The following is a 25,966-nucleotide window of genomic DNA, read 5'->3' as shown; positions in this document are numbered from 1 at the left end:
AGGAATGGTGTCTATATCATGACTACCAATTAGGTTCTTTTGAAACTTGGAGACCTTCTTTTGTTTCTATTATGCCCATGATATTTACAGTGTGTTTTGCATTAGAGCTATTTCGTTCTAGAATTTTTTTTGCAATCTCTAATCTTGTTTTTTTATCCATGTGTTGACCTATTTTGTACTTGCCTCTCATTGTTACTGGGACAATTTTGATTATTGCAACCTCTTCGACCACTTTCATGTTCTGTGAGAGTTCTTCATATCCTCCTTCTGGTTGATATTTTTTCATCAGTTCATTTAGTGCCATTGCTTTTTCTTTTGGATTTGAAACAATTGTGGCGTTTCCCTTTATCACTACACTGATGTATAGTGTATCTGCCTGAGACGCATCTGTAGGGGAGGTAAAATATGATGGTAAAAATTCAAGGCTTTGATCTGCTTCAAAGCCTACCTTTGAGTTTCTTGTCATGTTCTCCAGTTTTTCTCCGCGTGGGTGAGAATGCATGTATATCGAGCCATTTGCGTATACAAAGTTCATCGGTATTATCTGTGGGTATCCATTTTCATCAATACTGCAAACTCTACCAGTTTCTTGCTTATTGAGAAATTCAATTATCCTTTCTTGTGATTTTATCTCTAGTCGCCCTAAAAGTTGCATATGGTGTTGTTATCATGCATGATATTTCTGCGTATGGTTTTAATAGATAAATGTAAGTGGTCCTAACACAGGATATGAAAAGAGCATACCAGTCAGAAATGTTTACTGGTGTTATAGTGAGTTCTGTCATTGGTTTTGCAAGTTATGTGTATACCTTGTTTGGAAATACAATACCGTCATTTTTTGCAGTATATTTCAAAGAGATTGGGGCTGCCTTGATAATGATGGCGGTCTTTGTATTTGCTATTGCATGGATCTTAAAAGCAAAACCTCACAAAAAGCCTCAAAAATATCTTATCAAAGTATTTGATATTTGTGGGGTGGAAACTCGTATTGATGGCATCAGATCTGAGTTTAAGACACATGATGTTGCTTGGAGCTTTATGAAAGAATACAAGAAATTTTATCCGCTCTATAATTTTGCACTTGTGTCAGATCTGCCAAATTCTGAGAGGCTTACAATTTACAGATATCTGTAAAACTACTTTCTTGGATTATTTTGGTCCTTGAAATAAGGCATTATGGTTGATGCAAACTTGTCAATAGAACCAAAGTATCCTGAACCCCAGAATCTTACAATAAAGTGATTTACACCTGCTTTCATGAATCTCTCAAATACTGGTATGATGTCATCAGGGGTTCCCATTCCTATTGATGAGCGTGCTACTTTGTCAGGTATTGTTTGTGCTGCTTCTCTCATCTTTACTATCCATTCTTGGTTTGACATGGAATATTCTGTAAAGTATTTCTTGAAATCAAATCCTGCAATATCTTCAATCCCGTGAACTTTGAGAACTTCAGGTTTGAACAAGCTTACTTTTACAGCATTTTTCATTTTTGCCCATGCACTTTCAGCATCATCTGAAAAGTATACATCAATGTCAACTGCATAATTGAAATTATCATCTTTTCTTCCATTTTCTTTCATGGATGTCTTGATTGCCTTTACATGTTCTTCGTACAACTCTGGAGTGTATCCTATTGGAATCCATCCATCTCCATATTTTCCACATAATGCAAGTGTTCTTGGTGCTCCTGCTGCCATGTAGATTGGTGGTGCAGGTTTACGAACACTTTTTGCTTGTAGACATGCTTCTTCGAGTTGGTAAAAGTCTCCATTGAAATTAACTCTGTTTTCTGGAGATGAATTAAAAAGCAATTTTATTACTTGGAGTTGTTCTTCAAATCTGCCAACTGGTTTATCCCACTGTATTTTGAATTCCTTGAGATTTTGTGCCTCTCCTGCGCCTATTCCAAGTGTTCCTCTTCCATGTGAAACTCTGTCAAGTGTAATTGTGGCTAGTGCTATGTTTGATGGATGTCTTCTAACTGCATCTGTAACACAGGTTCCAAGTTCTACTCTCTGTGTTACTGCTGCTATTGCAGAAAGCATGACCCATGGATCATTCACTATTGCCTTGTTCCACTGTGGAACATTACTGTGATCCATGTACCAAATAGAATCATATCCTATCTTGTCTGCCAAAACACAGGCAGTAATTATCTGGTCCTCATTTAGACCAAGTCTTGCAACATTGAGTCCCTGTTGAATTCCAAATTTTACCATTTGCGAAATCCTATTGTTGTCTCAAATTAGGTGTATTTAAGTCTAGTAATCCGAGAGGATATTTGCCAATTTCGAGTCAGCATGCATTGAAAAAATTGAATTTATTCTAAAAAAGTAAAAAGATAGTTGTGACCTAGAGTTTGCCGTCTACTATGTCTTTTAAGAGTTGAACAACATCCTGTTTTGTCACTGGTAGTGGATTTGGATCTAAATGGCCCTTGTCTGTCATGACCACATCTGCTGCTTGATCAAATGGTGCCTTTAACGTTAATTTGTCAAACTTTAGTTTTTCAATCACTTCTTTGAATCTGTCGTAGAAGATTGATTTGTTGAATCTATGTGCTACTGTAGTGCATGACGATAGTGAATATCCGTGTGGTACACCTTCATTTGAGAAGACATATGATAATGCATGACCTAATGTGGTTGACGCATTGCCAAATCCTACTCCTGACAACATTGAACCAAATGGATAGTTCTCTGGCTTGTTGTTCATTATTGCATCATACAGAACATCAAAAGCTGATTTGCATAGCATCTTTGTGAATTCATTTCCTCTTTTGCTGTCATATCCTTCAGTTGCTTGTGCGCATGCATCACAGACGGAATTTTTAACTATTGCTTCGGGTGTTCCTTCCATGAAATATGCATCAATTACTGCCATGTCTGCAAGGAATCTCTCATCTTGTAAGAGCTTTTTCTTTCCATCAAATTTTAAAACACAGTAAGTAGTCATCTCTGCGCCAGTTCCAAATGTTGTTGGTATGAGTATTTTTGGAATTTTCATTTCCATTCCTGCATATTTTGCTACATCCAATGAACTTCCACCTCCAAGACCGATTATTGCAGATGGGTTTTTTGGTTTGAATTCTGCCATCACCTTGTTTACTGTCTCAATAGATGGTTCTGGTTCTACTTTGTCATATAACATGTAATCTTGAATATTCATTTTTGCAAGCCACTTGGCTGAAACATCAGGTGGAGCTGTTGTAACAACAAGTGCATTTTTTGGATATTGAGTTTCGGACAATGCATTTTTGCCGAAATTAATTGTCTTTGGCATTCTGACTGTATTCATAAAAAAACTAGGGCTTGCTACAATTATTATACTATTGCCTTTTTGCAGATTAAATGTGCACTTTTCTTGATATTGCTATTACACTGACTATTGATATTGCAATAATCATTCCTGCCATTGGGCCAAACTCTGGCACTGCTGGACCTACCACGATGTCAAAACTAGCTGTCTCTGGAGGGATTGGTTGGAATAGAATGCCCTGAACCTCTACTGTGACTTGGTATGTTCCTGCTGTCTGGAATTGAAATGGTATGCTGACAGCACCTTCTGCAGTGTGGGTTACTTGTGTACCAAATACTTGGTTGTCTCCTTGTGTCACTGATACTTTGTAATCTATGTGCTGTTGTAATGTGTTGTCTTTTTTATTGATAAAACTGATTTTAAGCTCAGTTTGATCCCCTGGGTTTGGAGTTGCAGGATTTGTTTCAAAACCTACGTTTAATGTTCCAGCACTAGTTGGCTTGACAACTTGGTCTGCATAGGCTGGTGCGACAACTGAAACTAGTACCAACACTCCAAGTATTGCCATTATGGATGTTTTTGAATTATTTTTCCAGAACACAATATTGCTTGTAATTGCTTCTATATAAAAAAAGTGTAACAAAGGTATTCTAATCAATAAATAAAAAGACTCTAAATTGATCCAATTTTTAGTTGATATGTGTTATAGGTAAATGATAATTGGGAATTTTCAATCATTATCTACAAATTCTGCAAAAAAGGATGCACTTGATATAATAAAAACTGGTCTTGCTGCAGCAGATCCAAGTCTCTATCTAAAAAAAATCATAAAAAATAACTCTCTCATATTACCACATGGAAAAATTAATCTCAGAAAATATGAAAAAATTCTAGTTGTATCTGTTGGAAAAGCGTCACATTTGATGGCACGTACTGTTGATTCTCTTATCTGCGTAGATGGTGGAATAATAATTTCGCCTACTAAAATCAAGGTAGATGCAAAGAAATTCAAAGTAATCACTGCCGGCCATCCCTTTCCAAACAAAAACAGCATTGCTGCCGCAAAATCTGTTGTAAAATACATTAGTACTGCTACAACTAAGGATCTGGTCATATTTTTGATATCAGGTGGTACATCATCGCTTGTATCACTGCCTGATGGAATAACGCTGAGAGAAAAGCAAAAGACAACAAAACTGCTACTACAATCTGGAGCAAGTATTCAAGAGATAAACTGTGTACGCAAACACCTCTCAAAGATCAAAGGAGGTAAATTGCTGGAACATCTGAGATCTGATGCAGTATCACTTGTAATGTCTGATGTTGTAGGAAATGATATGTCTAGTATTGCATCCGGTATGACTTATTGTGATTTTACTTCCTTTTCTGATGCAAAAAAGATCTTGAAAAAATATCATCTTGATAGACTTGTTCCAAAAAATGTCTTACAGCATATCAATTTTGGAATAAAAGGTAAGATCGACGAAACACCAAAGATGGCAAAGATACCAAATGTTGTCATTGCATCAAATGATGATTGTCTTGATGCAATGAAACATCGTGCACAAAATTTAGGCTATACTGTTAAAGTTGTAAAAAATATCTCTTCTAATGTTATAGATCTCAGTATGAAGTTATCTAAAATTGCTACTAGAAAAAAATACTGCATAATATTTGGTGGTGAAAGCACAGTTGTTGTAAAAGGAAAAGGAAAGGGCGGCAGAAACCAAGAATTAGTTTTACGCATTTCTCATAATCTTTCAAAGCAAAGTAAGAATTCTACTGTTGTATCTTTGGGAACAGATGGAATTGATGGTAATACTAGTTGTGCGGGTGCAATATGGCAATCAGATAAGCCTATGAACAATGTCACAAAGTATCTTGCTGATAATAATTCTCATGATTTCTTCAAAAAATATGGTGGATTGATCTTTACTGGTTATACTGGTACAAACTTGTTGGATGTTGGTGTTGTATTAACAAAGTAATTTACTTGCTTTGTTTTCACTTTGATCTATTCTTTGGTATTTCACATTGAGATTTCTTTGTCTGAACATCTGTTTGATAAATCCAAGTCGTCTTTCTATGAAAACATCATCAGTTTGTTTATTTTCAGAAAGACATTCGAACATTGATTGGTGATCTAACATTATTTTTACAATGTCGGAATTTTTTATTATGAATCTGCCTATGCCCCAAAATATTCCTACATGAAGTGCAATGTATCTTGACTGCTCTGGTGTTACAATGTTGTAAAAATATTCTGCATGCATCCTGCTTTCTTCAAACCTTGCTTGTTCATTCTCAATTATCCATGAGATCTTTTTTTGATCACCATCAAAAAAGTAAACATGCTCCATGTCAACATATTTACCAAATATGTCAATATATTTTCTGTATACTACTGAATAAGAAAAATAAAAACCTGTTATCGTGCTAGAAGCAAATTCCTTTTTTACAAACATGGTAGACGAACTAGTAGATTTTTCAGAATATGATCCAGAGCTTGCAGAAGGTCTAAAATGGATTGATTGTGAAGCACAAAAGCGTGGAATTACTTTCTATGAAATGGTCTTTCATGTTTTACATAGACATGATATAGATTCAAAAGCAAAAGATTGGTTGGCAAATAGAAATTAATTTTTTCTAAAACCGGTTGTAAAATTTTAACTCAGCGCAAGACGTTTTTCAATTGAAATGTATTCACACCCTGATGGTCCACAATACTTGCCAACATAGACTGCTTTTGGTCTGTACAGCATTGGCTTTGGAGCAGCCTCTGCAAATTTTTCTTCTATTATATGAGCAGTCCAACCAGATACTCTTGATATTGCAAATATTGGTGTGTTAAGATCCATTGGAATGCCAAGCATGTAATACACTGATGCACTGTACAAATCCACATTTGGAAAAATATCTGAGCTTTTGATCTTTTTCATTTCTCCTTCTGTTATTTCTTCAACTTTCTTTGTAATGCCGTACCAAGGCTGACCTGTTTTCTCTGCTAATCTTCGTGACAGTTCTCGTAATACCTCTGCTCTTGGATCAAATGTCTTGTATACTGCATGACCCATACCCATTATTTTTTGGCTCTTTGCAAGTTTCTCTTTTATCCATTGTTCTACTTTTGATTCTGAGCCTATCTCTAAAAGCATCTTCATTACCTGGAAATTTGCACCTCCGTGAAGTTCTCCACTTAGTGCACCTACAGCTGCACTAACTGCCGCATACATATTTGCGCGCGTTGATGCTACTTCTCTTGCTGCAAAAGTTGATGCGTTAAAACTGTGTTCTGCATGTAATATTAGGCAAATATCAAAAATGCGTGCTGCTTCTGTATCGGGTTCCTTTCCTGTAAGCATGTACAAAAAATTCCCTGCATGATTTAGTTTTTTTGATGGTTGGATGATTTCCTTTCCATTTCTAATTCTATCCCAGCATGCCACAATGATTGGAATCTTTGAAATTAGGTTAATTGCTCTGTTGTAATTTGTATTTCTATCGTCTGTTTTTTCTTTGTCGTATACTGCCATCATGGATACTGTTGATTGAAGTACATCCATGGGGTTTGCAGTCTTTGGCATATTTCTTAATGTCTCTTCCAACCCTTCTGGAATCTCACGTGTTGCCACAAGTTTGTCTGAAAATGAAGAAAGAACATCATGTGTTGGTAGATCATCATTAAGTAAAAGGCACGAAGTTTCTTCAAATGTTGATTTTTTGACTAGATCTAAGACGTCATATCCTCTGTAAATTAACTTGCCATTTATGCCGTCAATTGATGAAATTTTAGTGTCTGCCACTTCTATGTTCCTAAGACCGATATTCTTTGTCTGCACGGGATATATTGGAAAAAATACGTATTAAATTATTACTAATTTGATAAATAAAAAATTAAGCAGTTAGTCTAATCTAATAACTCTGGCAATTATAGCAAAATTTGTAATGAATTGGTAGAAATGAGTCAATGGGATGACGAATTTGTTCGAATGGTAGACAATTTCGTGGTAGAAACAAAGGATCCTCGAATATTGCAAGAGATCTCTGATCTTGACAGAGAGTCTAGATTGCTAGGGATTTCTTTCTATGATATGTACTGCGTAGTATTGCAAGATGTCAAGGGTCATCAAGTTCTCGTCTCTGAATTTAAGACTTACATGAGTATCAAGAAATCAAGAATTTAATTCAATAAAGTTTCATGATTTGCTACTTGATTCTCAGAATTGCAGTTTAAATGAGGGTAATTTTTCCTTGTTAATTCGTTGGCAAGAACAAAAACTATCTGTATTTCTCATAAAGAAGATGCAGATGGAATAGGTGCGGCATCTCTCATTAGGCAAGCATTTGGAGGAGAAACTAGACTTGTAGATTATCCTGGATTGATGAAGGAACTAGAGCAACTAAAAGAAGACGAGAAGCTAAAAACCTTGTTCATATGTGATCTTGGCTTGAGCAAAACAAATCAGGATCAGTTTGTTGAAGTTTTGAAGGATTTAAGAAAAAAGAAAGTTTCCATAACATATATTGATCACCACGACATAGAAGATTCCATTAAAAAGAAGATCAAAGCGCTAAAGGTCAAACTCGTACATCAAGTCAATGAATGCACAACAGTCCAAGTGTATGACACATTCAAATCAAAATTAACTGATCATAGCTCATTCATTGCTGCATGTTCTGCAGTGACTGATTATATGGAGGACAGGCCTGTTGGTTCAAAACTGTTGCAAAGATTTGACCGACAATTTGTTCTTCTTGAAGCTACTGTTCTTACATTTAATATTACTAGTCATCAAAAAGATAATGAATTTCTACTTTATCTCGTTGATGAGCTGAGTGAACAAAAGTATCCACATGAATTGCCAAATACATTTGAATATGCTAGACTGCAAGCCGAAAAAATTTCAGGTGTTATTCAAAAAGTTAAAGAAAACATGAAAAAAATGAAAAACTTGTCATACATGGAGGTAACAGATTCTGGCGCAAGTATGGCCGTAAATTTTGTACTTGGTTTATCTGGGAAAGAAGTTGGTGTATCGTACAAGCTTCGTGAAGAACAAGGAATTTACGCTGTATCTGTTCGAGGTGCCAAGTCATGTAAGGTACACTTGGGTAGAATTGTGAATCAACTTGCAACTGATTTGGGAGGCTCTGGAGGAGGGCATGACAAAGCCTGCGGTGCAGTTATTCCAAAAGAAAAAATTTCTTTGTTTTTAAAAAAATTCAACTCAAAGCTTAGCTAATCTCAGCAACAAGGTCAATCTCCACTGCTGAATTAAGAGGAAGGCTTGCAACACCTACTGCAATTCTTGTATGCTTGCCTTTTTCTCCAAATATTTCTACCAAAAGATCTGATGCTGCATTGATTATCTTTGGATGTTCGTAAAATTCTGGTGAGCTATTTACAAATCCTGAAACCCTAACAATCTTTGATATGTTATCTAATGTACCAAGCTCTGAGTTTAATTGAGATAGTACATTGATTATGCACAATTTGGCAGCTTTTTGAGCATCCTCTATTGATGTGGTTGTAGGTACTTGACCCTTGTACTCTACCTGCCCATCTTTTACTGGGATCTGACCTGATACAAAGACTAGGTTGCCTGTCCTTACTACTGGAATGTATGACCCTGCAGGTTTTGGAGGCGTACTGAGGATGATGCCTAATGATTTGAGTTTTTGTTCGATCATGTGTTTTTCAATGATTTTATTTTATATATTCATATGTGATAAGGTGGATGAAATCTAATGCACAAGACCAAAGCACACGGACCTGAAATGAAAAAAGAATTGGATATTCTCATATCAAAAATTAGTGCGTTAGAGGCAGCATCAACTGATCGTGAAAAACAATCCTTAATGGGTATACTCAAGATACTTGCAGAAAACCAAAAACACTTTGTGGAAGAATTTGAGCATCTAAAAAAAGCACTGGATCTATTAACAATTCAAGTGTTCAAGATGGATCAATCCAGGCAATAGTCTGACCATCATTTATTGGTTCAATAAAAGATTAAATTCAGCCCTAATTGTTGTCAAACCAATGTCTAATCCTGTGGAGCCTTCTGATGACTCAAAGCCAGTTCTAAAAGACAAGAATCCTCATAATTATAGAAAAGTCGGTTACTCTATGATTGTAATATCTGTGTCTCTTGTACTTATTGGACTGTTGGTCTGGGCCATTGGCGATAATTATCATTTTTCAGGGGATATTATGGCAAAACAAGAAATTGTTTCAATGACACCAAAAAGTGGTTATACTATAGTCTTGTTTGATTATACTCAACCAATCGGAGCCAAATTGAAATTTTTGGACTCTGCAAGTACTCTACAAGCTGCTAATGCTCTTAAGCTGCAATACATACCACAGTATCTTGATCAGAAAGCACAAGTGTTGATATTTGATCAATCTGTTACTAATAACACCGATTCTGTTTCACTTGCCGAAGTCTATGCAATGACTCCAAATGATGGTTACAATATAGTTTCATTCAACACTGTGATGCCAGTTGGGGCAAGACTTGCAGGATTAAAGTTAGATGCCTCACTTGGAGAGGCAGTAAATGACACTGGAAAATATGCAGATGCAAATGCTGACAAACTCACTCAAATAGTGACATTTACCTCATCATATGATGATAATCTCAAACAGATACTTGGTCCAAAATATGACCCAATGCTAGTTTCCGAAAACATCAACAATATAAAGTCACTTCCTCAAAAACTAATTCTTCCAAAACCTGCACCTCCAGCACCTGTTACAAATGCTACAACTCCTACAATGCCTCCGGTAACCATAGTGCAAAACACTACCAAAGTCTCAATTTCTGCAACTGTCGCGGTATCTACCAATAATACCAAGTCATCTGTATCTCTTCTTAACAAGACTAGTACAAATGAAACAAAATCATCATTACCAGTAAATGGTACAAAAATAGCCATTGCAGCAAATGTGATTGTATCTCATATCTCTAACGGTACAGTGTCAAACACTACAAAAACAATTTCTCTTTCTGAAAAACTCGCAGTAAATTCTACTACCAAGTAATCTAGACTAACTCTTCATCAATTTCTTCAATAGGTTCGATAAACTGTGTGCATGTACAAGTCTTTACCAGACACTTGCCAAACTTTGTAATTGATTTACTTTCATCTGATGGCATGTGAGCATCAATGGTATGATGACACCTCTTACAATTCATATTTGAACAAATTTTTGGTTTTATTTAAAACCTTAATTTCCTACCTGGATTATGCCTTTAGAAATTAGCCATTGTATGCTTTGAACAAATTCATTGTCTGTAATTTGATCGTTTGACCACATTCCAGTACTGTGTTTTATCCATGTGGGTATAGACTGGGAAGAGTTTGTTCCCTGTGCACCATGTGGAACATGCATGACTCCTTTTGATATCAGATATTGTATGGCACCGATAAATTCAGAATCTTGTATGTCTCCTGTTGACCATGACTTTGCAGTGGTTTTTACCCATTTTGGTATTGATGTACTACTCTGATTCATTATGGATTGTGAATCAGAGTTTATAATGTTAGTATCTGTCAGTCTATCTGCAACATTTACAATTTGTGGATTTCCTCTTATTGTAATAATTGATGAAAAGTGCTCATCTAGCAAGATTCCTGTTTCTAAATCATATTCTATTTTTGATGTCGTGTTCTCGCTGGAATGAAATACTGCTAGTGCAGTCCTCTTGTGCCCATTGAATTCTGTTGTTATTGGCAGGATGGATGTATCTGATTTGTTGTAATCTACGGGGGATGGTAGAATTTGTAGAAATGGCCTTTGATCTGTAGAATTCTGAGTGTGAATAAAACCTGTCTTCAAATCAAGTATCAAAGTGGCATTTTGTTTTACGTTTGATTCATCTTGATTCTGTAATACCTGGATGTTGTCACTATCTACCATGTTCTTAAAATTGTAATTTTCTGTACTATTTACATCTCGTAATGTCATAGAATATGTCAATGTATCACCTGGATGCACACAAATAGTATGTTCTTGACATGTATTGGCTTGTTGTGAAAATGCATTATTTGCCTCTGATGCAAAAAAGATTGCACAAACTGCAAAAAGTATGATTATTGTCTTCATCGCTCAAATTTGGCATTATTCAATGTAACATTATTCTTTCTGTTAAAGAGATTAATACAAATACTGTAATTTTCTTGTATCATGTATTGCCAAATAATTTGATAAAAGAATCAAGTCCGTATTTGTTACAGCATGCTGGTAACCCTGTTCAATGGTATGCTTGGGGAGAAGATGCATTAACCAGGGCAAAAAGTGAAAACAAGCCAATATTTCTCAGTATTGGATATAGTGCTTGTCACTGGTGTCACGTTATGGCACACGAGTCTTTCGAAAATGAAGAAATTGCCAAGACAATGAATGAGAATTTTATCAACATCAAGGTTGACAGAGAAGAAAGACCTGACATTGATGATATTTATCAAAAAGTCTGTCAGATGACTACGGGTAGTGGAGGCTGGCCACTGAGTGTTTTTCTCACCCCTGACCAACGACCATTTTATGTTGGGACATATTTTCCACCTCTTGATAATTATGGAAGGCCTGGGTTTGGCAGTCTGGTTCTCCAACTGGCTCAAGCCTGGAAGGAAAAACCAAATGATGTAGAACAAGCTGCGGATAATCTTGTAAACACACTACGAAATACAGAATCTGTCTCAACTCATTCAAAACTGGAAAGATCTCTGCTTGACGAAGCCGCGGTGAATCTTTTATCTATCGCAGACATGACAAACGGTGGATTTGGGCAAGCCCCAAAATTTCCAAATGCATCAAATCTTTCATTTCTATTGCGATACTCTAAATTATCCGGAATCACAAAATTTCAGGAATTTGTATTCAAAACCCTAACCAAGATGGCAAATGGTGGTATGTATGATCAATTAGGCGGAGGATTTCATCGATATTCTACTGATTCTAGATGGCTTGTACCACATTTTGAAAAGATGCTATATGATAATGCATTATTGCCTCCTGTATATGCAGAGGCATACCAAATATCAAAGGACCCAAGATATCTTGAGGTGATAAAAGACACACTGAATTATGTACTCAATCAAATGACTTCTGCTGAAGGAGGTTTCTATTCTGCAGAGGATGCCGATTCTGACGGCGAAGAGGGCAAGTTCTATGTTTGGAAAAAACGTGAAATTCAGGAAATACTTGGAAAAGACTCGGAAATATTCTGTTTGTATTATGATATAACAGATGGAGGTAATTTTGAGGGAAATACAATTCTGTATAACAGCATAAACCTGTCCACGATTGCATTTCACTTTGGTAAACCAGAGTCTGAAATTGAACAGATAATCAAACAATCAAAAGAAAAACTCTATGCGGCAAGAAGCAAAAGAATCCGACCTGGCAGGGATGATAAAATAATGACAAGCTGGAATTCCTTGATGATTACAGCTTTTGTCAAAGGATATCGCGTTACTGGCAAGTTGGATTTTCTAAACGCTGCAACAAATTGTATATCTTTCATAGAAACTAGACTTACAAAAAATGGCGAGTTATTACATACTCATAAAGATGGAGTGTCAAAACTCCAGGCATATCTTGATGATTATGCCTATTTTGTAAATGCACTGCTTGATTATTTTGAGGTCAAGCCGTCCAAAAAGTATCTTGATCTGGCAATATATTATGCAAATTATCTAATTGATCATTTTTTGGATGCAGAACACAAGAATTTCTTTTTTACTGCTGACAATCATGAAAAACTAATCATAAGAACAAAGAGTTTGTATGACTTGTCTTTGCCTTCTGGGAATTCTGTTGCTGCGGGAATGATGCTTAGATTGTATCACATGACAAATGAGAAAAAATTTCTGGATGTATCAGTACAACTGATGGAATCTGTAGCACTTGCAGCTGCAGAAAACCCGTTTGGTTTTGGACAATTACTAAATACCTTATTCATGTATCTGCAAAAACCAATTGAGATAACTCTTGTTAATCCAGTTGATTCTCAGATAAGTGACTATCTTTTAAAAAAATTCATTCCAGAAGCAATGATGGTAATAATATATCAGAAAAATGATCTTGAACAGCTATCAAACCTTCAATTTTTTACAGGAAAAGAATTTGTTAATGATAAAACTCGTGTCTACGTGTGTAAGGACTTTACCTGTTCTTTGCCACTTGAAACATTGTCTGATATTGAGAAACTAGTTTAGATTTTTCTCATGTTGATTTCAAGTCTCTGACCTACTGCTGGACTTCCCATTCTTTCATATCTTCGCTTTGGCATTGTAATTGTGATTGATGTTTGGGCATAACTTTTGATTGCAATGGTTGGTTGTGCTTGGAGTATTGCTTCAATAAATGGTGCAATTTGGTCTCTAAGCTCAGGATCTAGTTTTTTATTTATTGCCTCAAGCATTAATTGTTTTTGAGATACAGGTTCTGTTTGAACATCTTCAACAAGTGTTAGTTGTACTGTCTGACCGTTATCAATTAGTTGTTGAATTTGATAATGTACTATTTCTGACATTTGATATCTTGGTTGAAATGTTTACATTTAATCTTTCACAAATACTTATGATTTCTATGCCCAGCCTGTAATGGAATTGGAATTCAATCTAAAAACAACTCGTATGTTAAAATTTGCTAGATCTTGGCATCAAGTATACTGCGTTTTATCTGTGCTGCTCTAGTCTTTATCATCTGTGTGAATTCTTGAGTGTCTTCAAGCAGAGGTTTTTGTTTTTGATTCTGATATGCTTGCAAGAAACCCGAGTAAATACAACCTACTATGATGCCAAATGCATTGGCATCTATGTCTTCTACTTCCTCAGAATATGTCCTTGCAAGTTGTTTGTATGATGCTGCCTCGCTTATGTAATAATCAATCAAACTATCAATGAACTGTCTTGTTGTATGTGGGATCATGACGTACTTTTCTTTACATAGTTTATAATGTTAATCTTTGATTTCAAGTAAGAACGACTCTTCAGTAATTAGAGTGATTGCAAATTAAATTTGACAACATGTATTTTTGAAGAAATAGATCCCAAGTTTTTCTATGCCAATTGAAGTAAATAGAGTCAATAAAGAATGTCCAAAATGCAAAAATCCTACCATATTTAATACTGGAAAAGAATATTTTTGTGGCAAGTGTCTTAGCACTCTGAAAATAAATCAAGTTGCAGAGAAGATGGCAGCCAAATAAAATGTGGACCATTAATCCTGAAGAAGATTATTTTAAAATCTATGATGATAACAAGACACTGGTAGGATATTTTGCACCTGAATATGGTGACATTCAACCTGAAGACAAGGCATACCAAGTAAGGCAAGAGATGCTAAAAAATCATGATCTAGTAAAAAGCGGATATCTAATGTTGCCCATGGTAAAATTTGGCATATTTGAAGACGGCAAAGATATGACTATTGATTATGTAGAGCAACAATTGCGTCTAGTACATGTAAGGATATTGGCCTGGAAGAATTTATTGACTGAGAAAAACATTGCCCATCATAAAATCCTGGTGTCTCATACTGATCATGATATGTTGAGTATAACGCTCGGAATAATATTTACAACAGATATTCCTCTTGAAAAAACCAAAATACTCGATACGCTAAGTGGTGTACTGGATTTTGCACAAGAGCGAGGACTATTGTGAACCTTTTGATTTGGCATTCTCGTATGACTGTAATGCGTTCATTTCATATTGAAATGACTGCTGTAGTAACTGGTCTGATTTAACCCTGGTAGCGTTATCACCTGTAGTTATCCATTCTCGTAATGCATTATCGCTATCAATCTGTGTCTCTGTGGACAACTTGAACAACTGTAATGCTGGCCCAAAAGACTCGGGTGCTTTTAATTGGTCGTATCTAGGCAGTATGTTTTTCATTGCTGATATGTGTTCATCAGTAACTTTTAACATCTGATCTTTTGAAATCTGGCCGCTCTTGTACTGGGTAAGATATGCATCAAAATTTAATGTCTCATTTTTTAGGTCTGTCTGAATCTGAGATAGTTGATCACCAAATCTCTGGCCTGAGATACTTGTCTGATCAAGATAATAATTTATTGCTATGACAAGAACTACTATGGTAATTCCAATGCCTATTGCTATTGGTACTGCCTTGCTCTTACCTGGAGTCTTTTTTTTCCGCACAAAAATCAGAACTAGTGCTGAAATAAATCTGTTTGAAACAAATGATGTTTTTCTAGTGTCAAATCGATACTACCTTTCCTTCACTGCGTTTTCGTGTGGATGCAAAACTTACTATCCCTAGTATGGAGATTGCTGCTATCTCAAATAGTATCCAATCTGCTTTTGGAAACTGGATAATTTTATTCATGAAAGGAGTGAATATGGGAAAACCAAACTCGCCGTCAAATGCGTCATATGATATATGTGTGAGAACACTTGTTGCTATGATGGCACCTAGTCTGTAATAATCACTCTTGCGAAATATTATAACCAAAATCGTTGTCGCAATTATTGCAAATGCTATGGAGTGACTCATTCTTGGTAGTCCCTCTACATGTAACAAACCGACTAGATGATCAGAATCTATGAGAACTGCAAGTGTACCTCCAAGCAGAATATATCTAATTTGCAATGTGACTGTGGCAGCAACAACTCCCCATAAGAAATGACCTGTAATCTCTTTGATGTTTAAACTACCTCGCTCTATTGGATTTGCCAAGGCTGTCTTGTCTGGTAATACTGTACTAATGAGGGAAAAACCCGCAGATAAAGAACAATAAATCAGCGAGACACTAATTATGAGTAAAATATCTTTTTTCTCTAATCTCAATTATTTGTAAATGATGTGATTTGGCTACTTATGCGTTAAGACTACAGTTTGTATGCTTGGAAATAATTGTAATCTAGTCTATGTATTTTCCTTCAGGATCTGTCTTTAGTTCTATTATCATTATGCTGCCGCTAATGTATGAATCGTTACGTGTCGTTCGTACTCTTCCAACCTCTATGTGATATGGATATACGTCAACTACTACTGTTCCTACTTTTACATCTGATGGAGCATCAGTAATTACAATGTCCTCTTTTTTGACTCCATGATCTACCAATTTTTTTATACAATGATCTAACAATGGCTGTGGTAAACCATGGTTTATTGCCCAGACTGTCCCTTCATATTCAATCTTGTCCAACTAAAGTAACCCTCAGTTTACTAGTATAATTATCATTCGGGAAGTTTGAATTTTTGTAAATTACCTGGCTGTTCTTTTGGTGACAATGACTTATTCTGTTGTTGCCTTTAGTGTCATAGTGCTCATCACTTGTGACAACGCACGTATCTTTTGGGATACTGTTTGATCAAATTCTTGAGAGTTTTTTGCTTGTATTTCTGCTATTACATCATATGCACCAAATGTGACATGTGCATTTTTTACTTGTGGAATGAGCTTTAATTCTTCTATTATGTAATCTTCTGCACCCAATTCACAGTTGATTAACACAAATCCTTTTTCCACAGGTGATTACATTCTTTTACGTTACTTAACTTTTTGTCTATGTTATCATTTTTGTTCATGTCCGTAAACTGACTAGGAAGTAAGCGTGTCAAGTCAACGAGCACCAATCTTATAGGATTGCTAGAATACGGGGTTTTATTTTTTGACCAGGTCAATTTTTTAGAGCGTTTTTCGGCGACATCTTGTCTATCTTTGGATGCCGATCTAGTCTAACTTCTAAAATACTTTAGAAACCAGTCAGATGCATGGTGTGAGACATCTTCTAACTTACCTTCTTCTTCAAACAGATGAGTTGCACCCGGTATTATTATTAATTTTTTTATACATATCATCTTACCCATTGCCTCTTTATTTACATCTATTACAACATCATCACGTCCTCCAACTATAAACAATGTAGGGCATCGTACCTTTCTGAGACTGCCTTCTGCTAAATCAGGTCTGCCTCCTCTTGATACTATGACATCTATCTTGTCATCCTCTTTTGATGCTGCCATCAAAGCTGCTGCAGCTCCTGTACTTGCACCAAAATATCCTAACTTTAGATTTGACAACTCTTGATTTTTCAACACCCAGTCAGTTACTAGAATCAATCGTTCTGATAATAGAGGAATGTTAAATCTTAATGCGCCACTGATAGAATCAAACTCTTCTTCTTCCAATGTGAGCAAATCAAATAGCAATGTAGCAATTCTTTTTTGATTTAAAATGTTTGCAACAAATCTATTTCTAGGGCTGTGTCTGCCGCTTCCACTTCCATGTACAAACAGGACTAGACCTACGGGATCTTCAGGAAATACAATATCTCCATTAAGAGTTACCGAATCAATTGGAATTTCAATAGATTTTTGTTTCATTTTATTTTTTCATATGTTGGTAACATGTCCAAGAATTTGTCTTTCAGTGAGAATGTCTATGAGATTTCTATTTTTTACCACAATTAAATTTCCTATACCTTTTTCAGCCATAATTTGAATGGAATCTAAAAATCCATGACTGTCCTTGACTGTTATTGGTCTTGGAGTAATAAAATCAGTCACTCCAAGTTCTAGTGTTTTAAACACCATGTACTAGTTTGTCATGCTTCATTTATAATAAATTAGAACCAGATTTTCATAAGTGGTAATAGATCATTTTATCTTTTATCAAATAGAGAAATTACATAAAAAAAGGTCTTTTTTGATTAATCTAAAATATGTTTTAACCTAAGAATATGCTTATACTATATCCAATAAACTAATGATTCCTTCAAAATTATAGTTCATATCAACAACCGACTCATTTACCTTTATTTTGCCATAAGTTTTACGCATTTGCCCAATCATCATCTACCTCTGCTTACGAGGCGATCATAACTCACACGACTTTACTCGACATATTTTTTGATAATGTTATAGGTAAAAGATGTGACTTTTTGCTTTTTCTGTCTTGAAATATGATAGAATGGTTTGCAAGTGTTTTTCTCTACTGACCTGAGTTTGTTATCATTACATTGTAATAACTATTGACTATGAATATTCTCAGATGAAAGTCTCTGTTAGTCTCTTGAAAACACTCTCTAATCGCTTGTCAAAATCATGAATATTTGCTTTGATCTTATCGTTGTTTCTTGTTTCATTTAATCAAGTAATAATGATCTGGTATGGATTTGACCTATTTTGTAAAAGCCAACGAAGGGATTTGGACCCTCGACCTTCTGATTACAAGTCAGATGCTCTAGCCAGGCTGAGCTACGTTGGCATTAGGTAATGGACTTTAGAAGGTGGTTTAAAATGTTATCACACACACAAAATGACCTTTCTATTTTTGTGATTTATCACTACTAGAAATTTATACCCTGATCTGGTTAGATGTAATGTTATAAGACATGGCATTAAACTGGATGATATCAAGGATTGATTAAATGACTGGACACCACATCTCTATCTGTTCTATGATTAGTGATTTTATCATGATGGATCGTGAAATTGATGAATAAAAAAATAATCGTATCAAAATTAGGACCAGACAAGCAACTTGTACAAAGTAAAAAGCAATACTTTGTAGGAAATGCCTGGCTCAATGATATTTCACTCAAACTAAAGATCACAGGCCAGAAGGTATATTTTGCAAATTTTAGTAATGGTGCAAGAACTAAAGTGCACTACCATCAAGGAGGGCAAATTCTTGTGGTTACTACTGGTAAAGGAATGCTCGTATTCTACAAAAAAGTATCAATGCAAAATAATATGGTTAAAATCAAAAAATCATCCCAAGTACCACTTGGAAAAGGTGATGTTGTATTTATTCCAAAAAATACACTGCATTGGCATGGTGCCTTAAAAGGAAACAATCTTGCCCATATTGCATTTAACTTGTTTGCAAACGGAAAAGAATCAAAGACAATCTGGTATGATTCTGATTTTATGTCCTATGCAACAAAAATAAAGTAAATGTCATGTCTTGTTTGAGCATGATGCAATAAAGACTGTCCAAGGAAATGTAATGTTGTTGTCTCTTGTATATTTTAATGCGTTTTTTTCTGCACTATTTTTTATCATGTCTATGACATCTTTTCCACGACTCTCAATTTTACTTCTGATGGAATTTGCAGTGGAATTCATGTAGTCATTCCAATATTCTTCAAAAGTTCCTGGCTCGTAACTATAATCATGTCTTGTAATCTTTATGTCTGAAAATCCTGCGCCTGCAAGTTCTTTTTCTAGATCGTCAGGATTGCCAAATCTGTGTACGGTGGGTGAGCCTTTTGGTCTTATGTCTGGAATGTATTCCAAAATTGGTTTCATTATTGTACTAAAATATGGCACGTCATCTGCAAGTCCATGCACTGCAACAACTAACATGCCCTTGTCATCTAGTAATTCTCTGACTGTGCCTATAACTTTTCTACAGTCTGGAAAAAACATCAATCCATATTGGCAAGTTACCTTATCAAACTTGAATTTTAATCCTAAATTTTCTACATCCATCTCTATGGCATTGAATTGATTTGAGGCGATTGTTTTTTTAGCAATATTTAGTGCGGTTCTTGACAAATCTATTCCTATTAACAATCCATTTGGACCAAGTAACTGTGAAATTTCTTTTGAAACAACTCCAGTACCACATGCTATGTCAAGTACCTTATCGTCATCTTGAATATTTGCTGTCTTTACTACTTCCTCAGTTGACTTGAACGGTCCTATCTTTTGGTCAGCCCAGTTGTAATGATATTCAAATGCAACTGTATTCCAGTTTGCTTTTGTTGATATCTTGTACGAGATTGGTTCAAAAATAGATCTGTTTTCTTCTTGTTTCAAAAGCTTAAATTGATTATAAATAAATGCATTTTATGCCTTCCTTTCAAGTCAACGTCATCATAGAAAACAAACCTGAAATTGTAGACCCTGAAGGTGATACCATATTAAACGACTTGATTCTCAAGGACAACAAAACAAATGTCAAAAAGGTTCGTTCTGCAAAGATGCTCAAATTTGTAATCGATGCTCAAAATAAAGAGACTGCAGAAAAAACAGTCCTAAACATATGTAATGAATTTAGGATTTACAATCCTCTTGTAAGCAAAGTAACATCTGAAGTGATTACTCTCTAGCTACTTTTTATCACTTTTCTATTTAGTGCGGTGACATCGTCTAGTGCTCCATCTATGAGTAATTTGCTTCGTAAATACTTGGCAAGATCTGTTTCAGTTATTATGCCTGCCAAGTTGTTGTTGTCAAGCACCAACAGCCTTCGGACGTTCTTATTTAGCATCTTTTGAACTGCATCCTCTATTGGTGTCATTGGCTCTACCCATCTAAAATTGGGCGACATTATCTCTGATAATGGTACTTCGATGCTCTTTCTGTCTGTAGTTGAAACCTTACGTGCTAGATCTCTTTCAGTCACAAGACCTATCGGTTTGTTGTCTTTTACAACTACTAGTGAGCTTATGCCTTTTTCTGCAAAAAGTAACGCAACATCCTTGGCAGTCTTGTCGTGCTCGATAGTTATTACATCACGAACCATGATGTCGCGAACTAAACCCATAGCCAGTACCACCGGATATTGGAATAAAAATGATTCCACTCTTGAAAACATTTGTTACACAATTTTCTTTTTGTATTGTATTATTCTGAAATTATTTTATAATTTTTAATTTGCGAAATTTTTGTACGGGTTGCGTTTGCGACGCTCTATCTCGATCAACATCTTTGTCAAACCCAAACCTGTGGCAAATCCTCCAACATGTGCTGCAAATGCAATTGAGATTGATGCAATAGAGCCTATGAAAACATACAGCACCTGGATTGCAAGCCAATAATATCCTCTGATATCTCCCATGGCAGCAGATATTCCTAAAATTCCTGAGATTGCTCCAGATGCTCCAATTAGTACTGAATCGCCGTTTCCAAGAATGTATGAAGATATGATTCCGTGAAAAATTGCACCTCCGAGTCCTGCCACAAGATATAACCCAATAAACTTGGGTTTGCCAATGGATCTCTCTGCAAATCCTCCCATGTATGCTAGTGCAAACAAATTAAATGCAATATGGGCAATTCCTGCGTGAATGAACATTGATGTGAATAATCGTAAAATGCTATCACCTATGTATCTTGAATGAAATAGTTCGTTTGGAACAAATCCATAGTGGGATATTATGGCATTTTGTGTATTGCTAATTATACCATATATGAAAACCAATATGTTGATGATTACCAGCGTTGTTGTGATAAGAGGGGGAGTTCCTATCTTTAACATCTCGTTCTCTTGTGCCTAGTACTGTAATAAAACGATAAGGTGATTTTTTGATATGTTTTTTCATTTAAAGGGTTTAGGCCTGCTTGAATTTGATCGCTGCATTAGAAACGACTTTGAATTTGTTTTCAGTAATTTTGACGATTCAATTTAATATGTCTGAAAAGTAACAAGATTTGTGAAGGTTGCAGTAATTGTCTTTCCTGGAAGTAATTGCGATCGAGATATGCATCATGTCTTAACCGATGTCTTTAAACTTGAATCTCAGCTTGTTTGGCATACTGATGAGTTACCAAAAGGCATAGATGCAATAGTTCTGCCTGGTGGATTTTCTTATGGAGATAGATTGCGGGCAGGTGTAATTGCAGCCCATAGTCCTGTAATTAAAGATGTAAAAAAAATGGCTGAAAAAGGCATGCCAGTTCTTGGCGTATGTAATGGATTTCAAATACTTGTAGAATCTGGAATGTTGCCTGGGGCACTACTAAAAAATACTTCATTGAATTTTATGTGCAAGTGGACTGAGATAATTGTCAAAAACAATAAAACTCCATTTACAAATAAACTCCAACTAGACCAAAGAATTCCTATTGCAATTGCAAATGGAGAAGGAAGGTATTATGCTGATGAAGAAACATTACTATCACTGAAAAAAAATAATCAAATTGTTTTCACATATGCAGAACAAGTCAATGGTGCATCACTTGACATTGCAGGCATATGCAATAAAGAAGGAAATGTTGTGGGAATGATGCCTCATCCTGAGAGATCTGCAGAGCAGATAATTAATCCTGGAAATGCAAAACCAGCCTCACTCATATTTGAATCTCTTCTAAGTACATTGGGCGTTACAGCATGAGTCTTACTCCAAACGAGTCTGAATATCTAGAAAATAAAATTGGGAGAAAGCCAAATCCTCTAGAATTACAAATTGTAGCAGCTGAATGGTCCGAACACTGCTCTTACAAGTCGTCTAAAAAACATCTCAAGATATTACCAAAGAACGGTGAGCGTGTTATCTCAGGTCCAGGATATGACTCGGGCGTACTTGATGTTGGTGATGGCTACGTCGTAACAGTACACATTGAGAGTCATAATCACCCTTCAGCTGTTGAACCATATGGAGGTGCAGCAACCGGGGTCGGGGGTGTAATTCGCGATATTCTGTCTGCCGGTACACGACCTATTGCAATTCTTGACGGTCTAAGGTTTGGAAATATTGAAACTGATAGTCATGCCAGATGGTTGTTCAAAAATGCAGTTCGTGGAATTGCAGATTATGGGAACTGCCTTGGAATTCCTACGATTGGTGGAGAAATTGAATTTGATAATTGTTTTACAAACTATGCACTTGTTGATGTATCTTCTATAGGCTTTGGTAAGAAAGAGAAACTCATCAGAAATAGAGCAGAAAAAGGAGATTATGTTGTACTAATTGGAGGATCTACCGGACGTGATGGTATTGGCGGTTCGCAATTTGCCTCCGATAAACTAGAGGCAGAAAATCGTTCTGCAGTTCAAATTCCTGATCCTTTTATTGAAAAACTAGTCATCGAAGTAATTCTTGAAGCAAGAAATCAACAATGTATCAAAGCAATGAAGGATCTTGGTGGTGGTGGATTGTCCTGTGCCATATCTGAGACTGCCGATGCCTTGGGAGTGGGAATTGAACTTGACCTTTCACTTGTTCACAAAAGAGAACAAAACATGTCCCCGTCTGAACTGATGGTATCTGAATCCCAGGAAAGAATGCTTGTTATTACCGATGAAAAAAAATTAGAGACTCTAAAAAAAATCTGTGAGAAATTTAGGGTACCTTATTCTGTAATTGGCAAAGTAACCGATGATTCCATGATGAATGTTGTATTGGGAAAAGACATTCTTGCTACACTTCCAAGTCAGATAGTTGCAAATGCTCCTCTTCTTGATAGGCCTTCATCAAAACCCAGGTATTTGGATACAATTGAAAAAATCACTAAACCGGAAACACCGCAAAATCTGTCTGCAACTTTATTGAAAATGCTATCTAATCCAAATATTGCAAGCAAACAATGGGTGTACACTCAATATGATCACGAAGTAGGAATAAGGACTGTTGTCAAGCCTGGAAATGATGCTTCCGTACTTAGACTAGATAATGGCAAGTTCTTGGCAGCAAAGATTGATGGCAATTCCAAACATTGCTACATAAATCCTCGAGACGGGGTTATGGGTTGTTTTGATGAGGCTTGTAGAAATGTAATCTGTACTGGTGCAAAACCTATAGGCATGGTAGATCATTTACAATTTGGAAATCCAGAAGACCCAGAAATTTTTTGGACATTCAAAGAGTCTGTGCAATCCATAACTGATTATGCAAAATATTTTGAAATACCATGTGTGGGAGGAAAAGTAAGTCTGTATAATGAAACTAATAACGGTCCAATAAAGCCTACTCCTCTAATTGGTGTATTGGGTCTAATTGATGGCAAACCACTTATCCCAAAAAAGATTGAAAACAACGATATTCTCATAATCGTAGGCACTACAAAAGATGAACTTGGCGGTTCTGAATATTACGAATATGTTCACAATCTAATAGGTGGTAAATGTCCTACTGTTGACATGAAATTATCTAGAGAAATACAATCTACAATTCTTGCTCTTTTACCAAATGATGCTGTTAAAGTTGTACATGATTGCTCTAAGGGAGGACTTGCAGTTGCGGTGTCAAAACTGTGTATATTAAATGACATAGGGTGCCGTATTGCGCTAGACATGGTTCCATCTGAAAAATTACGTCCAGATGAATTGTTGTTCTCAGAGTCTCATTCTAGATTCTTACTTGTGATAAATCCTGAAAAAGAAAACACTGTGATGTCTTTTATTAAACAAAAAAATGTCCCTTGTGCTACTGTTGGTAAGTTTACAGATAAAAATATCTTATTTACAAATCAAACCAGTTTTCTAATAGACGTAAGGGTTGATATTGCACAAGAAAAATGGTTAAACTCGTTGGGGGCACTTGTAACACATGGTTAAAGAAAACTGTGGAGTAGTTGGAATTTTTAGTCTTGACGGTGCAAACGTAATACCTATGGTAATTGATGCCTTGCGTGCATTACAGCACAGAGGTCAAGAGGCTTGGGGCATAGCGGTCCCAAAAAAGCAACCATACAAGCAACTAGGCCTAGTGTCTTCTGGCGTGGCAGATTTTGATAAAGTTACACGAGAATACGAGTCCTCTGCTGCTATAGGCCACGTTCGATATTCTACTATGGGAAAGAGCAATCTGGAAAATGCACAACCATTGAAGGTAAAAGATCTATGTGTTGCGCATAATGGTACTATCTCAAATGCTGAAGAACTAACTGGCATGGTTGGTGGTTGTACATTTACGCCACAAAATGTAAGTGACACACTGATTGCAGCTCAAAGACTTGTTACACTAATGTCTGAGAATGGGAAATTGGGAAATGCATTGTCTATCTTAAAAAATGAAATGGTAGGCTCATTTTGCTTTACCTTTGTGTCTGATGATAATTCTGTTTATGCTGCAAGAGATCCTAAAGGATTCAGACCAATGGTACTTGGATATAGAAAAGACAACAATACATACATTGTAGCATCCGAGTCAGCTGCACTTTCTGCAATGGGCGCACAACTTGTTCGTGATGTTAAACCTGGTGAATTGTTAAAGATTAGTCCTACGGGACTGGAATCTGAAATGTTTTCACAAGAAAAAAAATATGCGCACTGTTCATTTGAATTTACATATTTTGCACATCCCTCAAGTGTGATGGAGGGCTCTAACATTTACCTTGCAAGAAAAAGAATAGGTCAATTTCTTGCAAGAAAGTTTGCAATAAAAGATGCTGACATAGTAATCCCGGTGCCAGACTCTGCAAGACCTGCAGCGCTTGGATATGCACAAGAGTTAGGTGTGCCATTTGAAGAAGGATTACTAAAAGACCGATATAGCAGAAAAGGACCACTTCGCAGCTTCATAGAACCACATCAATCAGACCGAGTTGAAATTAATCGCTGGATAATACCTATTACTCAAGTCATCTCTGGCAAGCATGTTGTAGTTGTTGATGACAGTCTAGTGAGGGGTACAAGCTCTAAGGCCATTATCAAAGCATTGAGAAGAGCCGGCGCTAGAAAAATTAGCATGGTGATAACATTTCCACAAATACAATTCCCATGCTATGCAGGAATCGACTTTCCATCTCAAGATGAACTTGTAACTTACATGGGTGATGGAAGAAAATACTCTGAGGAAGAAATTACTGAAAAAGTAAGACAACTAATTGGTGCAGATTTTTTGGGCTATAACGATGCCAAGAATCTGGCAGCAGCAGTTGGAATGGACGAAAACTCGATGTGCTTTACATGTTCAAGTGGGGATTACTCTACACTTGGAATAAAGCCCATGTTTAAAACAAGGGCAGAAGTAAGAGGTGAATAAC

At 36.1% G+C, this 25,966-nt stretch carries 35 protein-coding genes and 1 tRNA gene; 15 read left to right on the top strand and 21 right to left on the bottom strand.

Translation table 11 applies throughout. From position 1 onward, the window contains the following. Window positions 1–22: 22 nt before the first annotated feature. Complete coding sequence (locus tag NSIN_RS07445) at window positions 23–655, bottom strand: pyridoxamine 5'-phosphate oxidase family protein (RefSeq protein ID WP_101010561.1); 633 nt, start codon at window positions 653–655, stop codon at window positions 23–25. 56 nt (window positions 656–711) lie between these two features. On the opposite strand from NSIN_RS07445, the gene NSIN_RS07440 reads away from it, so the two are divergent. Continuing rightward, the gene (locus tag NSIN_RS07440; protein WP_320410677.1) at window positions 712–1,134 is read left to right on the top strand and encodes a hypothetical protein; all 423 of its coding nucleotides are present in this window, start codon (window positions 712–714) and stop codon (window positions 1,132–1,134) included. Between the two features lie 2 nt (window positions 1,135–1,136). Here the strand turns inward: NSIN_RS07440 and NSIN_RS07435 are convergent, their stop codons facing one another. The 3 genes from NSIN_RS07435 to NSIN_RS07425 all read right to left on the bottom strand — a co-directional run bounded on the left by NSIN_RS07435 (window position 1,137) and on the right by NSIN_RS07425 (window position 3,862). Beyond that, window positions 1,137–2,222, bottom strand: coding sequence for an LLM class flavin-dependent oxidoreductase (locus tag NSIN_RS07435; protein WP_101010559.1), 1,086 nt, complete (start codon window positions 2,220–2,222; stop codon window positions 1,137–1,139). A 133-nt stretch (window positions 2,223–2,355) separates the two neighbouring features. Then, complete coding sequence (locus NSIN_RS07430; RefSeq protein ID WP_101010558.1) at window positions 2,356–3,300, bottom strand: iron-containing alcohol dehydrogenase; 945 nt, start codon at window positions 3,298–3,300, stop codon at window positions 2,356–2,358. A gap of 49 nt (window positions 3,301–3,349) precedes the next feature. Beyond that, window positions 3,350–3,862, bottom strand: coding sequence for a hypothetical protein (locus NSIN_RS07425; RefSeq protein WP_133124114.1), 513 nt, complete (start codon window positions 3,860–3,862; stop codon window positions 3,350–3,352). Window positions 3,863–3,974: 112 nt separating this feature from the next. On the opposite strand from NSIN_RS07425, the gene NSIN_RS07420 reads away from it, so the two are divergent. After that, entirely contained in the window at window positions 3,975–5,249 is a 1,275-nt protein-coding gene (locus NSIN_RS07420; protein ID WP_101010556.1) for a glycerate kinase type-2 family protein, read from the top strand. Here the strand turns inward: NSIN_RS07420 and NSIN_RS07415 are convergent. Continuing rightward, window positions 5,238–5,726 (bottom strand): hypothetical protein, encoded by a 489-nt coding sequence (locus NSIN_RS07415; RefSeq protein WP_245871942.1) that lies wholly within the window; start codon window positions 5,724–5,726, stop codon window positions 5,238–5,240. The genes NSIN_RS07420 and NSIN_RS07415 overlap by 12 nt on opposite strands. On the opposite strand from NSIN_RS07415, the gene NSIN_RS07410 reads away from it, so the two are divergent. Further along, a complete protein-coding gene (locus NSIN_RS07410; protein ID WP_394340814.1) occupies window positions 5,725–5,901 on the top strand; it encodes a hypothetical protein in 177 nt (58 codons plus the stop codon). The two genes, NSIN_RS07415 and NSIN_RS07410, sit on opposite strands and share 2 nt — an antisense overlap. 26 nt (window positions 5,902–5,927) lie before the next feature. On the opposite strand, the gene NSIN_RS07405 is transcribed toward NSIN_RS07410, so the two are convergent. Further along, a complete protein-coding gene (locus NSIN_RS07405) occupies window positions 5,928–7,100 on the bottom strand; it encodes a citrate synthase (RefSeq protein ID WP_101010553.1) in 1,173 nt (390 codons plus the stop codon). Between the two features lie 165 nt (window positions 7,101–7,265). On the opposite strand from NSIN_RS07405, the gene NSIN_RS07400 reads away from it, so the two are divergent. After that, the gene (locus tag NSIN_RS07400) at window positions 7,266–7,445 is read left to right on the top strand and encodes a hypothetical protein (RefSeq protein ID WP_133124113.1); all 180 of its coding nucleotides are present in this window, start codon (window positions 7,266–7,268) and stop codon (window positions 7,443–7,445) included. A 78-nt stretch (window positions 7,446–7,523) separates the two neighbouring features. Next, complete coding sequence (locus tag NSIN_RS07395) at window positions 7,524–8,504, top strand: DHHA1 domain-containing protein (protein WP_101010551.1); 981 nt, start codon at window positions 7,524–7,526, stop codon at window positions 8,502–8,504. On the opposite strand, the gene NSIN_RS07390 is transcribed toward NSIN_RS07395, so the two are convergent. Then, window positions 8,497–8,952: a RidA family protein gene (locus NSIN_RS07390; protein WP_101010550.1), complete on the bottom strand. Its 456-nt coding sequence runs from the start codon at window positions 8,950–8,952 to the stop codon at window positions 8,497–8,499. The genes NSIN_RS07395 and NSIN_RS07390 overlap by 8 nt on opposite strands. Window positions 8,953–9,009: 57 nt before the next feature. Here NSIN_RS07390 and NSIN_RS07385 point away from each other — a divergent pair, with 57 nt between their 5' ends. Both NSIN_RS07385 and NSIN_RS07380 read left to right on the top strand, forming a co-directional pair. Then, window positions 9,010–9,243 (top strand): hypothetical protein, encoded by a 234-nt coding sequence (locus tag NSIN_RS07385; protein ID WP_101010549.1) that lies wholly within the window; start codon window positions 9,010–9,012, stop codon window positions 9,241–9,243. A 61-nt stretch (window positions 9,244–9,304) separates the two neighbouring features. Continuing rightward, on the top strand, window positions 9,305–10,309 hold the full coding sequence (locus NSIN_RS07380; RefSeq protein WP_101010548.1) for a hypothetical protein: 1,005 nt from the start codon (window positions 9,305–9,307) through the stop codon (window positions 10,307–10,309). 1 nt (window position 10,310) lies between these two features. On the opposite strand, the gene NSIN_RS09530 is transcribed toward NSIN_RS07380, so the two are convergent. Both NSIN_RS09530 and NSIN_RS07375 read right to left on the bottom strand, forming a co-directional pair. Next, window positions 10,311–10,463, bottom strand: a complete 153-nt coding sequence (locus tag NSIN_RS09530; RefSeq protein WP_165775283.1) for a hypothetical protein — start codon at window positions 10,461–10,463, stop codon at window positions 10,311–10,313. Window positions 10,464–10,495: 32 nt separating this feature from the next. Continuing rightward, complete coding sequence (locus tag NSIN_RS07375) at window positions 10,496–11,374, bottom strand: hypothetical protein (protein WP_101010547.1); 879 nt, start codon at window positions 11,372–11,374, stop codon at window positions 10,496–10,498. A gap of 86 nt (window positions 11,375–11,460) precedes the next feature. On the opposite strand from NSIN_RS07375, the gene NSIN_RS07370 reads away from it, so the two are divergent. After that, window positions 11,461–13,488 carry a thioredoxin domain-containing protein gene (locus tag NSIN_RS07370; protein WP_245871940.1) on the top strand — a complete coding sequence of 676 codons (2,028 nt, stop codon included), beginning with the start codon at window positions 11,461–11,463 and terminating at the stop codon, window positions 13,486–13,488. Here the strand turns inward: NSIN_RS07370 and NSIN_RS07365 are convergent. Next, on the bottom strand, window positions 13,485–13,805 hold the full coding sequence (locus NSIN_RS07365; protein WP_101010546.1) for a hypothetical protein: 321 nt from the start codon (window positions 13,803–13,805) through the stop codon (window positions 13,485–13,487). The two genes, NSIN_RS07370 and NSIN_RS07365, sit on opposite strands and share 4 nt — an antisense overlap. A gap of 116 nt (window positions 13,806–13,921) precedes the next feature. After that, complete coding sequence (locus NSIN_RS07360) at window positions 13,922–14,203, bottom strand: hypothetical protein (protein ID WP_101010545.1); 282 nt, start codon at window positions 14,201–14,203, stop codon at window positions 13,922–13,924. A gap of 133 nt (window positions 14,204–14,336) precedes the next feature. Here NSIN_RS07360 and NSIN_RS09525 point away from each other — a divergent pair, with 133 nt between their 5' ends. Both NSIN_RS09525 and NSIN_RS07355 read left to right on the top strand, forming a co-directional pair. After that, window positions 14,337–14,483, top strand: coding sequence for a hypothetical protein (locus NSIN_RS09525; protein ID WP_165775282.1), 147 nt, complete (start codon window positions 14,337–14,339; stop codon window positions 14,481–14,483). A gap of 1 nt (window position 14,484) precedes the next feature. Continuing rightward, window positions 14,485–14,940: a hypothetical protein gene (locus tag NSIN_RS07355; protein ID WP_101010544.1), complete on the top strand. Its 456-nt coding sequence runs from the start codon at window positions 14,485–14,487 to the stop codon at window positions 14,938–14,940. Here NSIN_RS07355 and NSIN_RS07350 read toward each other — a convergent pair. The 7 genes from NSIN_RS07350 to NSIN_RS07320 all read right to left on the bottom strand — a co-directional run bounded on the left by NSIN_RS07350 (window position 14,932) and on the right by NSIN_RS07320 (window position 18,515). Further along, entirely contained in the window at window positions 14,932–15,441 is a 510-nt protein-coding gene (locus tag NSIN_RS07350; RefSeq protein ID WP_101010543.1) for a hypothetical protein, read from the bottom strand. The genes NSIN_RS07355 and NSIN_RS07350 overlap by 9 nt on opposite strands. A gap of 58 nt (window positions 15,442–15,499) precedes the next feature. Then, window positions 15,500–16,090: a metal-dependent hydrolase gene (locus NSIN_RS07345; protein ID WP_133124112.1), complete on the bottom strand. Its 591-nt coding sequence runs from the start codon at window positions 16,088–16,090 to the stop codon at window positions 15,500–15,502. A 73-nt stretch (window positions 16,091–16,163) separates the two neighbouring features. After that, window positions 16,164–16,451: a hypothetical protein gene (locus tag NSIN_RS07340; RefSeq protein WP_101010541.1), complete on the bottom strand. Its 288-nt coding sequence runs from the start codon at window positions 16,449–16,451 to the stop codon at window positions 16,164–16,166. 90 nt (window positions 16,452–16,541) lie between these two features. After that, window positions 16,542–16,775, bottom strand: coding sequence for an Lrp/AsnC ligand binding domain-containing protein (locus NSIN_RS07335; protein ID WP_101010540.1), 234 nt, complete (start codon window positions 16,773–16,775; stop codon window positions 16,542–16,544). A 209-nt stretch (window positions 16,776–16,984) separates the two neighbouring features. Then, window positions 16,985–17,632: a dienelactone hydrolase family protein gene (locus NSIN_RS07330; RefSeq protein WP_177346296.1), complete on the bottom strand. Its 648-nt coding sequence runs from the start codon at window positions 17,630–17,632 to the stop codon at window positions 16,985–16,987. A 9-nt stretch (window positions 17,633–17,641) separates the two neighbouring features. Then, complete coding sequence (locus tag NSIN_RS07325) at window positions 17,642–17,842, bottom strand: CBS domain-containing protein (protein WP_101010539.1); 201 nt, start codon at window positions 17,840–17,842, stop codon at window positions 17,642–17,644. 598 nt (window positions 17,843–18,440) lie between these two features. After that, window positions 18,441–18,515, bottom strand: a tRNA-Thr gene (locus tag NSIN_RS07320). A gap of 230 nt (window positions 18,516–18,745) precedes the next feature. Here NSIN_RS07320 and NSIN_RS07315 point away from each other — a divergent pair. Continuing rightward, on the top strand, window positions 18,746–19,207 hold the full coding sequence (locus NSIN_RS07315; protein WP_101010538.1) for a cupin domain-containing protein: 462 nt from the start codon (window positions 18,746–18,748) through the stop codon (window positions 19,205–19,207). Window positions 19,208–19,210: 3 nt separating this feature from the next. Here NSIN_RS07315 and NSIN_RS07310 read toward each other — a convergent pair whose 3' ends face one another. Beyond that, complete coding sequence (locus tag NSIN_RS07310; RefSeq protein ID WP_165775281.1) at window positions 19,211–20,074, bottom strand: class I SAM-dependent methyltransferase; 864 nt, start codon at window positions 20,072–20,074, stop codon at window positions 19,211–19,213. 32 nt (window positions 20,075–20,106) lie between these two features. Here NSIN_RS07310 and purS point away from each other — a divergent pair, with 32 nt between their 5' ends. Continuing rightward, a complete protein-coding gene (purS, locus tag NSIN_RS07305) occupies window positions 20,107–20,367 on the top strand; it encodes a phosphoribosylformylglycinamidine synthase subunit PurS (RefSeq protein WP_101010536.1) in 261 nt (86 codons plus the stop codon). Here the strand turns inward: purS and NSIN_RS07300 are convergent. Together NSIN_RS07300 and NSIN_RS07295 are read right to left on the bottom strand one after the other, a co-directional pair. Further along, a complete protein-coding gene (locus tag NSIN_RS07300; protein WP_101010613.1) occupies window positions 20,364–20,804 on the bottom strand; it encodes a CBS domain-containing protein in 441 nt (146 codons plus the stop codon). The genes purS and NSIN_RS07300 overlap by 4 nt on opposite strands. 105 nt (window positions 20,805–20,909) lie before the next feature. Beyond that, window positions 20,910–21,518, bottom strand: coding sequence for a rhomboid family intramembrane serine protease (locus NSIN_RS07295; protein ID WP_101010535.1), 609 nt, complete (start codon window positions 21,516–21,518; stop codon window positions 20,910–20,912). 175 nt (window positions 21,519–21,693) lie between these two features. Here NSIN_RS07295 and purQ point away from each other — a divergent pair, with 175 nt between their 5' ends. The 3 genes from purQ to purF are packed head-to-tail and all read left to right on the top strand — an operon-like array spanning window position 21,694 to window position 25,965. After that, window positions 21,694–22,374: a phosphoribosylformylglycinamidine synthase subunit PurQ gene (purQ, locus tag NSIN_RS07290; protein WP_101010534.1), complete on the top strand. Its 681-nt coding sequence runs from the start codon at window positions 21,694–21,696 to the stop codon at window positions 22,372–22,374. Then, entirely contained in the window at window positions 22,371–24,536 is a 2,166-nt protein-coding gene (purL, locus tag NSIN_RS07285; RefSeq protein WP_101010533.1) for a phosphoribosylformylglycinamidine synthase subunit PurL, read from the top strand. The genes purQ and purL overlap by 4 nt, the downstream gene beginning before the upstream one ends. Beyond that, window positions 24,529–25,965 (top strand): amidophosphoribosyltransferase, encoded by a 1,437-nt coding sequence (gene purF, locus NSIN_RS07280; protein ID WP_101010532.1) that lies wholly within the window; start codon window positions 24,529–24,531, stop codon window positions 25,963–25,965. The genes purL and purF overlap by 8 nt, the downstream gene beginning before the upstream one ends. Window position 25,966: the final 1 nt, after the last annotated feature.

It is taken from the genome of Candidatus Nitrosotalea sinensis (assembly GCF_900143675.1).
Classification (GTDB): domain Archaea; phylum Thermoproteota; class Nitrososphaeria; order Nitrososphaerales; family Nitrosopumilaceae; genus Nitrosotalea; species Nitrosotalea sinensis.
The sequence above is the reverse complement of the archived record's forward strand: the minus strand, read 5'-3'. Positions and strand labels throughout refer to the sequence as shown.

Coding starts and splice junctions, on each gene's coding strand:
- NSIN_RS07445 (WP_101010561.1), bottom strand. CDS start 655: ATGCAACTTTTAGGGCGACTAGAGATAAAATCACAAGAAAGGATAATT.
- NSIN_RS07435 (WP_101010559.1), bottom strand. CDS start 2,222: ATGGTAAAATTTGGAATTCAACAGGGACTCAATGTTGCAAGACTTGGT.
- NSIN_RS07430 (WP_101010558.1), bottom strand. CDS start 3,300: ATGAATACAGTCAGAATGCCAAAGACAATTAATTTCGGCAAAAATGCA.
- NSIN_RS07420 (WP_101010556.1), top strand. CDS start 3,975: ATGATAATTGGGAATTTTCAATCATTATCTACAAATTCTGCAAAAAAG.
- NSIN_RS07410 (WP_394340814.1), top strand. CDS start 5,725: ATGGTAGACGAACTAGTAGATTTTTCAGAATATGATCCAGAGCTTGCA.
- NSIN_RS07415 (WP_245871942.1), bottom strand. CDS start 5,726: ATGTTTGTAAAAAAGGAATTTGCTTCTAGCACGATAACAGGTTTTTAT.
- NSIN_RS07390 (WP_101010550.1), bottom strand. CDS start 8,952: ATGATCGAACAAAAACTCAAATCATTAGGCATCATCCTCAGTACGCCT.
- NSIN_RS07385 (WP_101010549.1), top strand. CDS start 9,010: ATGCACAAGACCAAAGCACACGGACCTGAAATGAAAAAAGAATTGGAT.
- NSIN_RS07380 (WP_101010548.1), top strand. CDS start 9,305: ATGTCTAATCCTGTGGAGCCTTCTGATGACTCAAAGCCAGTTCTAAAA.
- NSIN_RS09530 (WP_165775283.1), bottom strand. CDS start 10,463: ATGAATTGTAAGAGGTGTCATCATACCATTGATGCTCACATGCCATCA.
- NSIN_RS07375 (WP_101010547.1), bottom strand. CDS start 11,374: ATGAAGACAATAATCATACTTTTTGCAGTTTGTGCAATCTTTTTTGCA.
- NSIN_RS07365 (WP_101010546.1), bottom strand. CDS start 13,805: ATGTCAGAAATAGTACATTATCAAATTCAACAACTAATTGATAACGGT.
- NSIN_RS07360 (WP_101010545.1), bottom strand. CDS start 14,203: ATGATCCCACATACAACAAGACAGTTCATTGATAGTTTGATTGATTAT.
- NSIN_RS09525 (WP_165775282.1), top strand. CDS start 14,337: ATGCCAATTGAAGTAAATAGAGTCAATAAAGAATGTCCAAAATGCAAA.
- NSIN_RS07355 (WP_101010544.1), top strand. CDS start 14,485: ATGTGGACCATTAATCCTGAAGAAGATTATTTTAAAATCTATGATGAT.
- NSIN_RS07330 (WP_177346296.1), bottom strand. CDS start 17,632: ATGAAACAAAAATCTATTGAAATTCCAATTGATTCGGTAACTCTTAAT.
- NSIN_RS07325 (WP_101010539.1), bottom strand. CDS start 17,842: ATGGTGTTTAAAACACTAGAACTTGGAGTGACTGATTTTATTACTCCA.
- NSIN_RS07315 (WP_101010538.1), top strand. CDS start 18,746: ATGAATAAAAAAATAATCGTATCAAAATTAGGACCAGACAAGCAACTT.
- purS (WP_101010536.1), top strand. CDS start 20,107: ATGCCTTCCTTTCAAGTCAACGTCATCATAGAAAACAAACCTGAAATT.
- NSIN_RS07300 (WP_101010613.1), bottom strand. CDS start 20,804: ATGGGTTTAGTTCGCGACATCATGGTTCGTGATGTAATAACTATCGAG.
- NSIN_RS07295 (WP_101010535.1), bottom strand. CDS start 21,518: ATGTTAAAGATAGGAACTCCCCCTCTTATCACAACAACGCTGGTAATC.
- purL (WP_101010533.1), top strand. CDS start 22,371: ATGAGTCTTACTCCAAACGAGTCTGAATATCTAGAAAATAAAATTGGG.
- purF (WP_101010532.1), top strand. CDS start 24,529: ATGGTTAAAGAAAACTGTGGAGTAGTTGGAATTTTTAGTCTTGACGGT.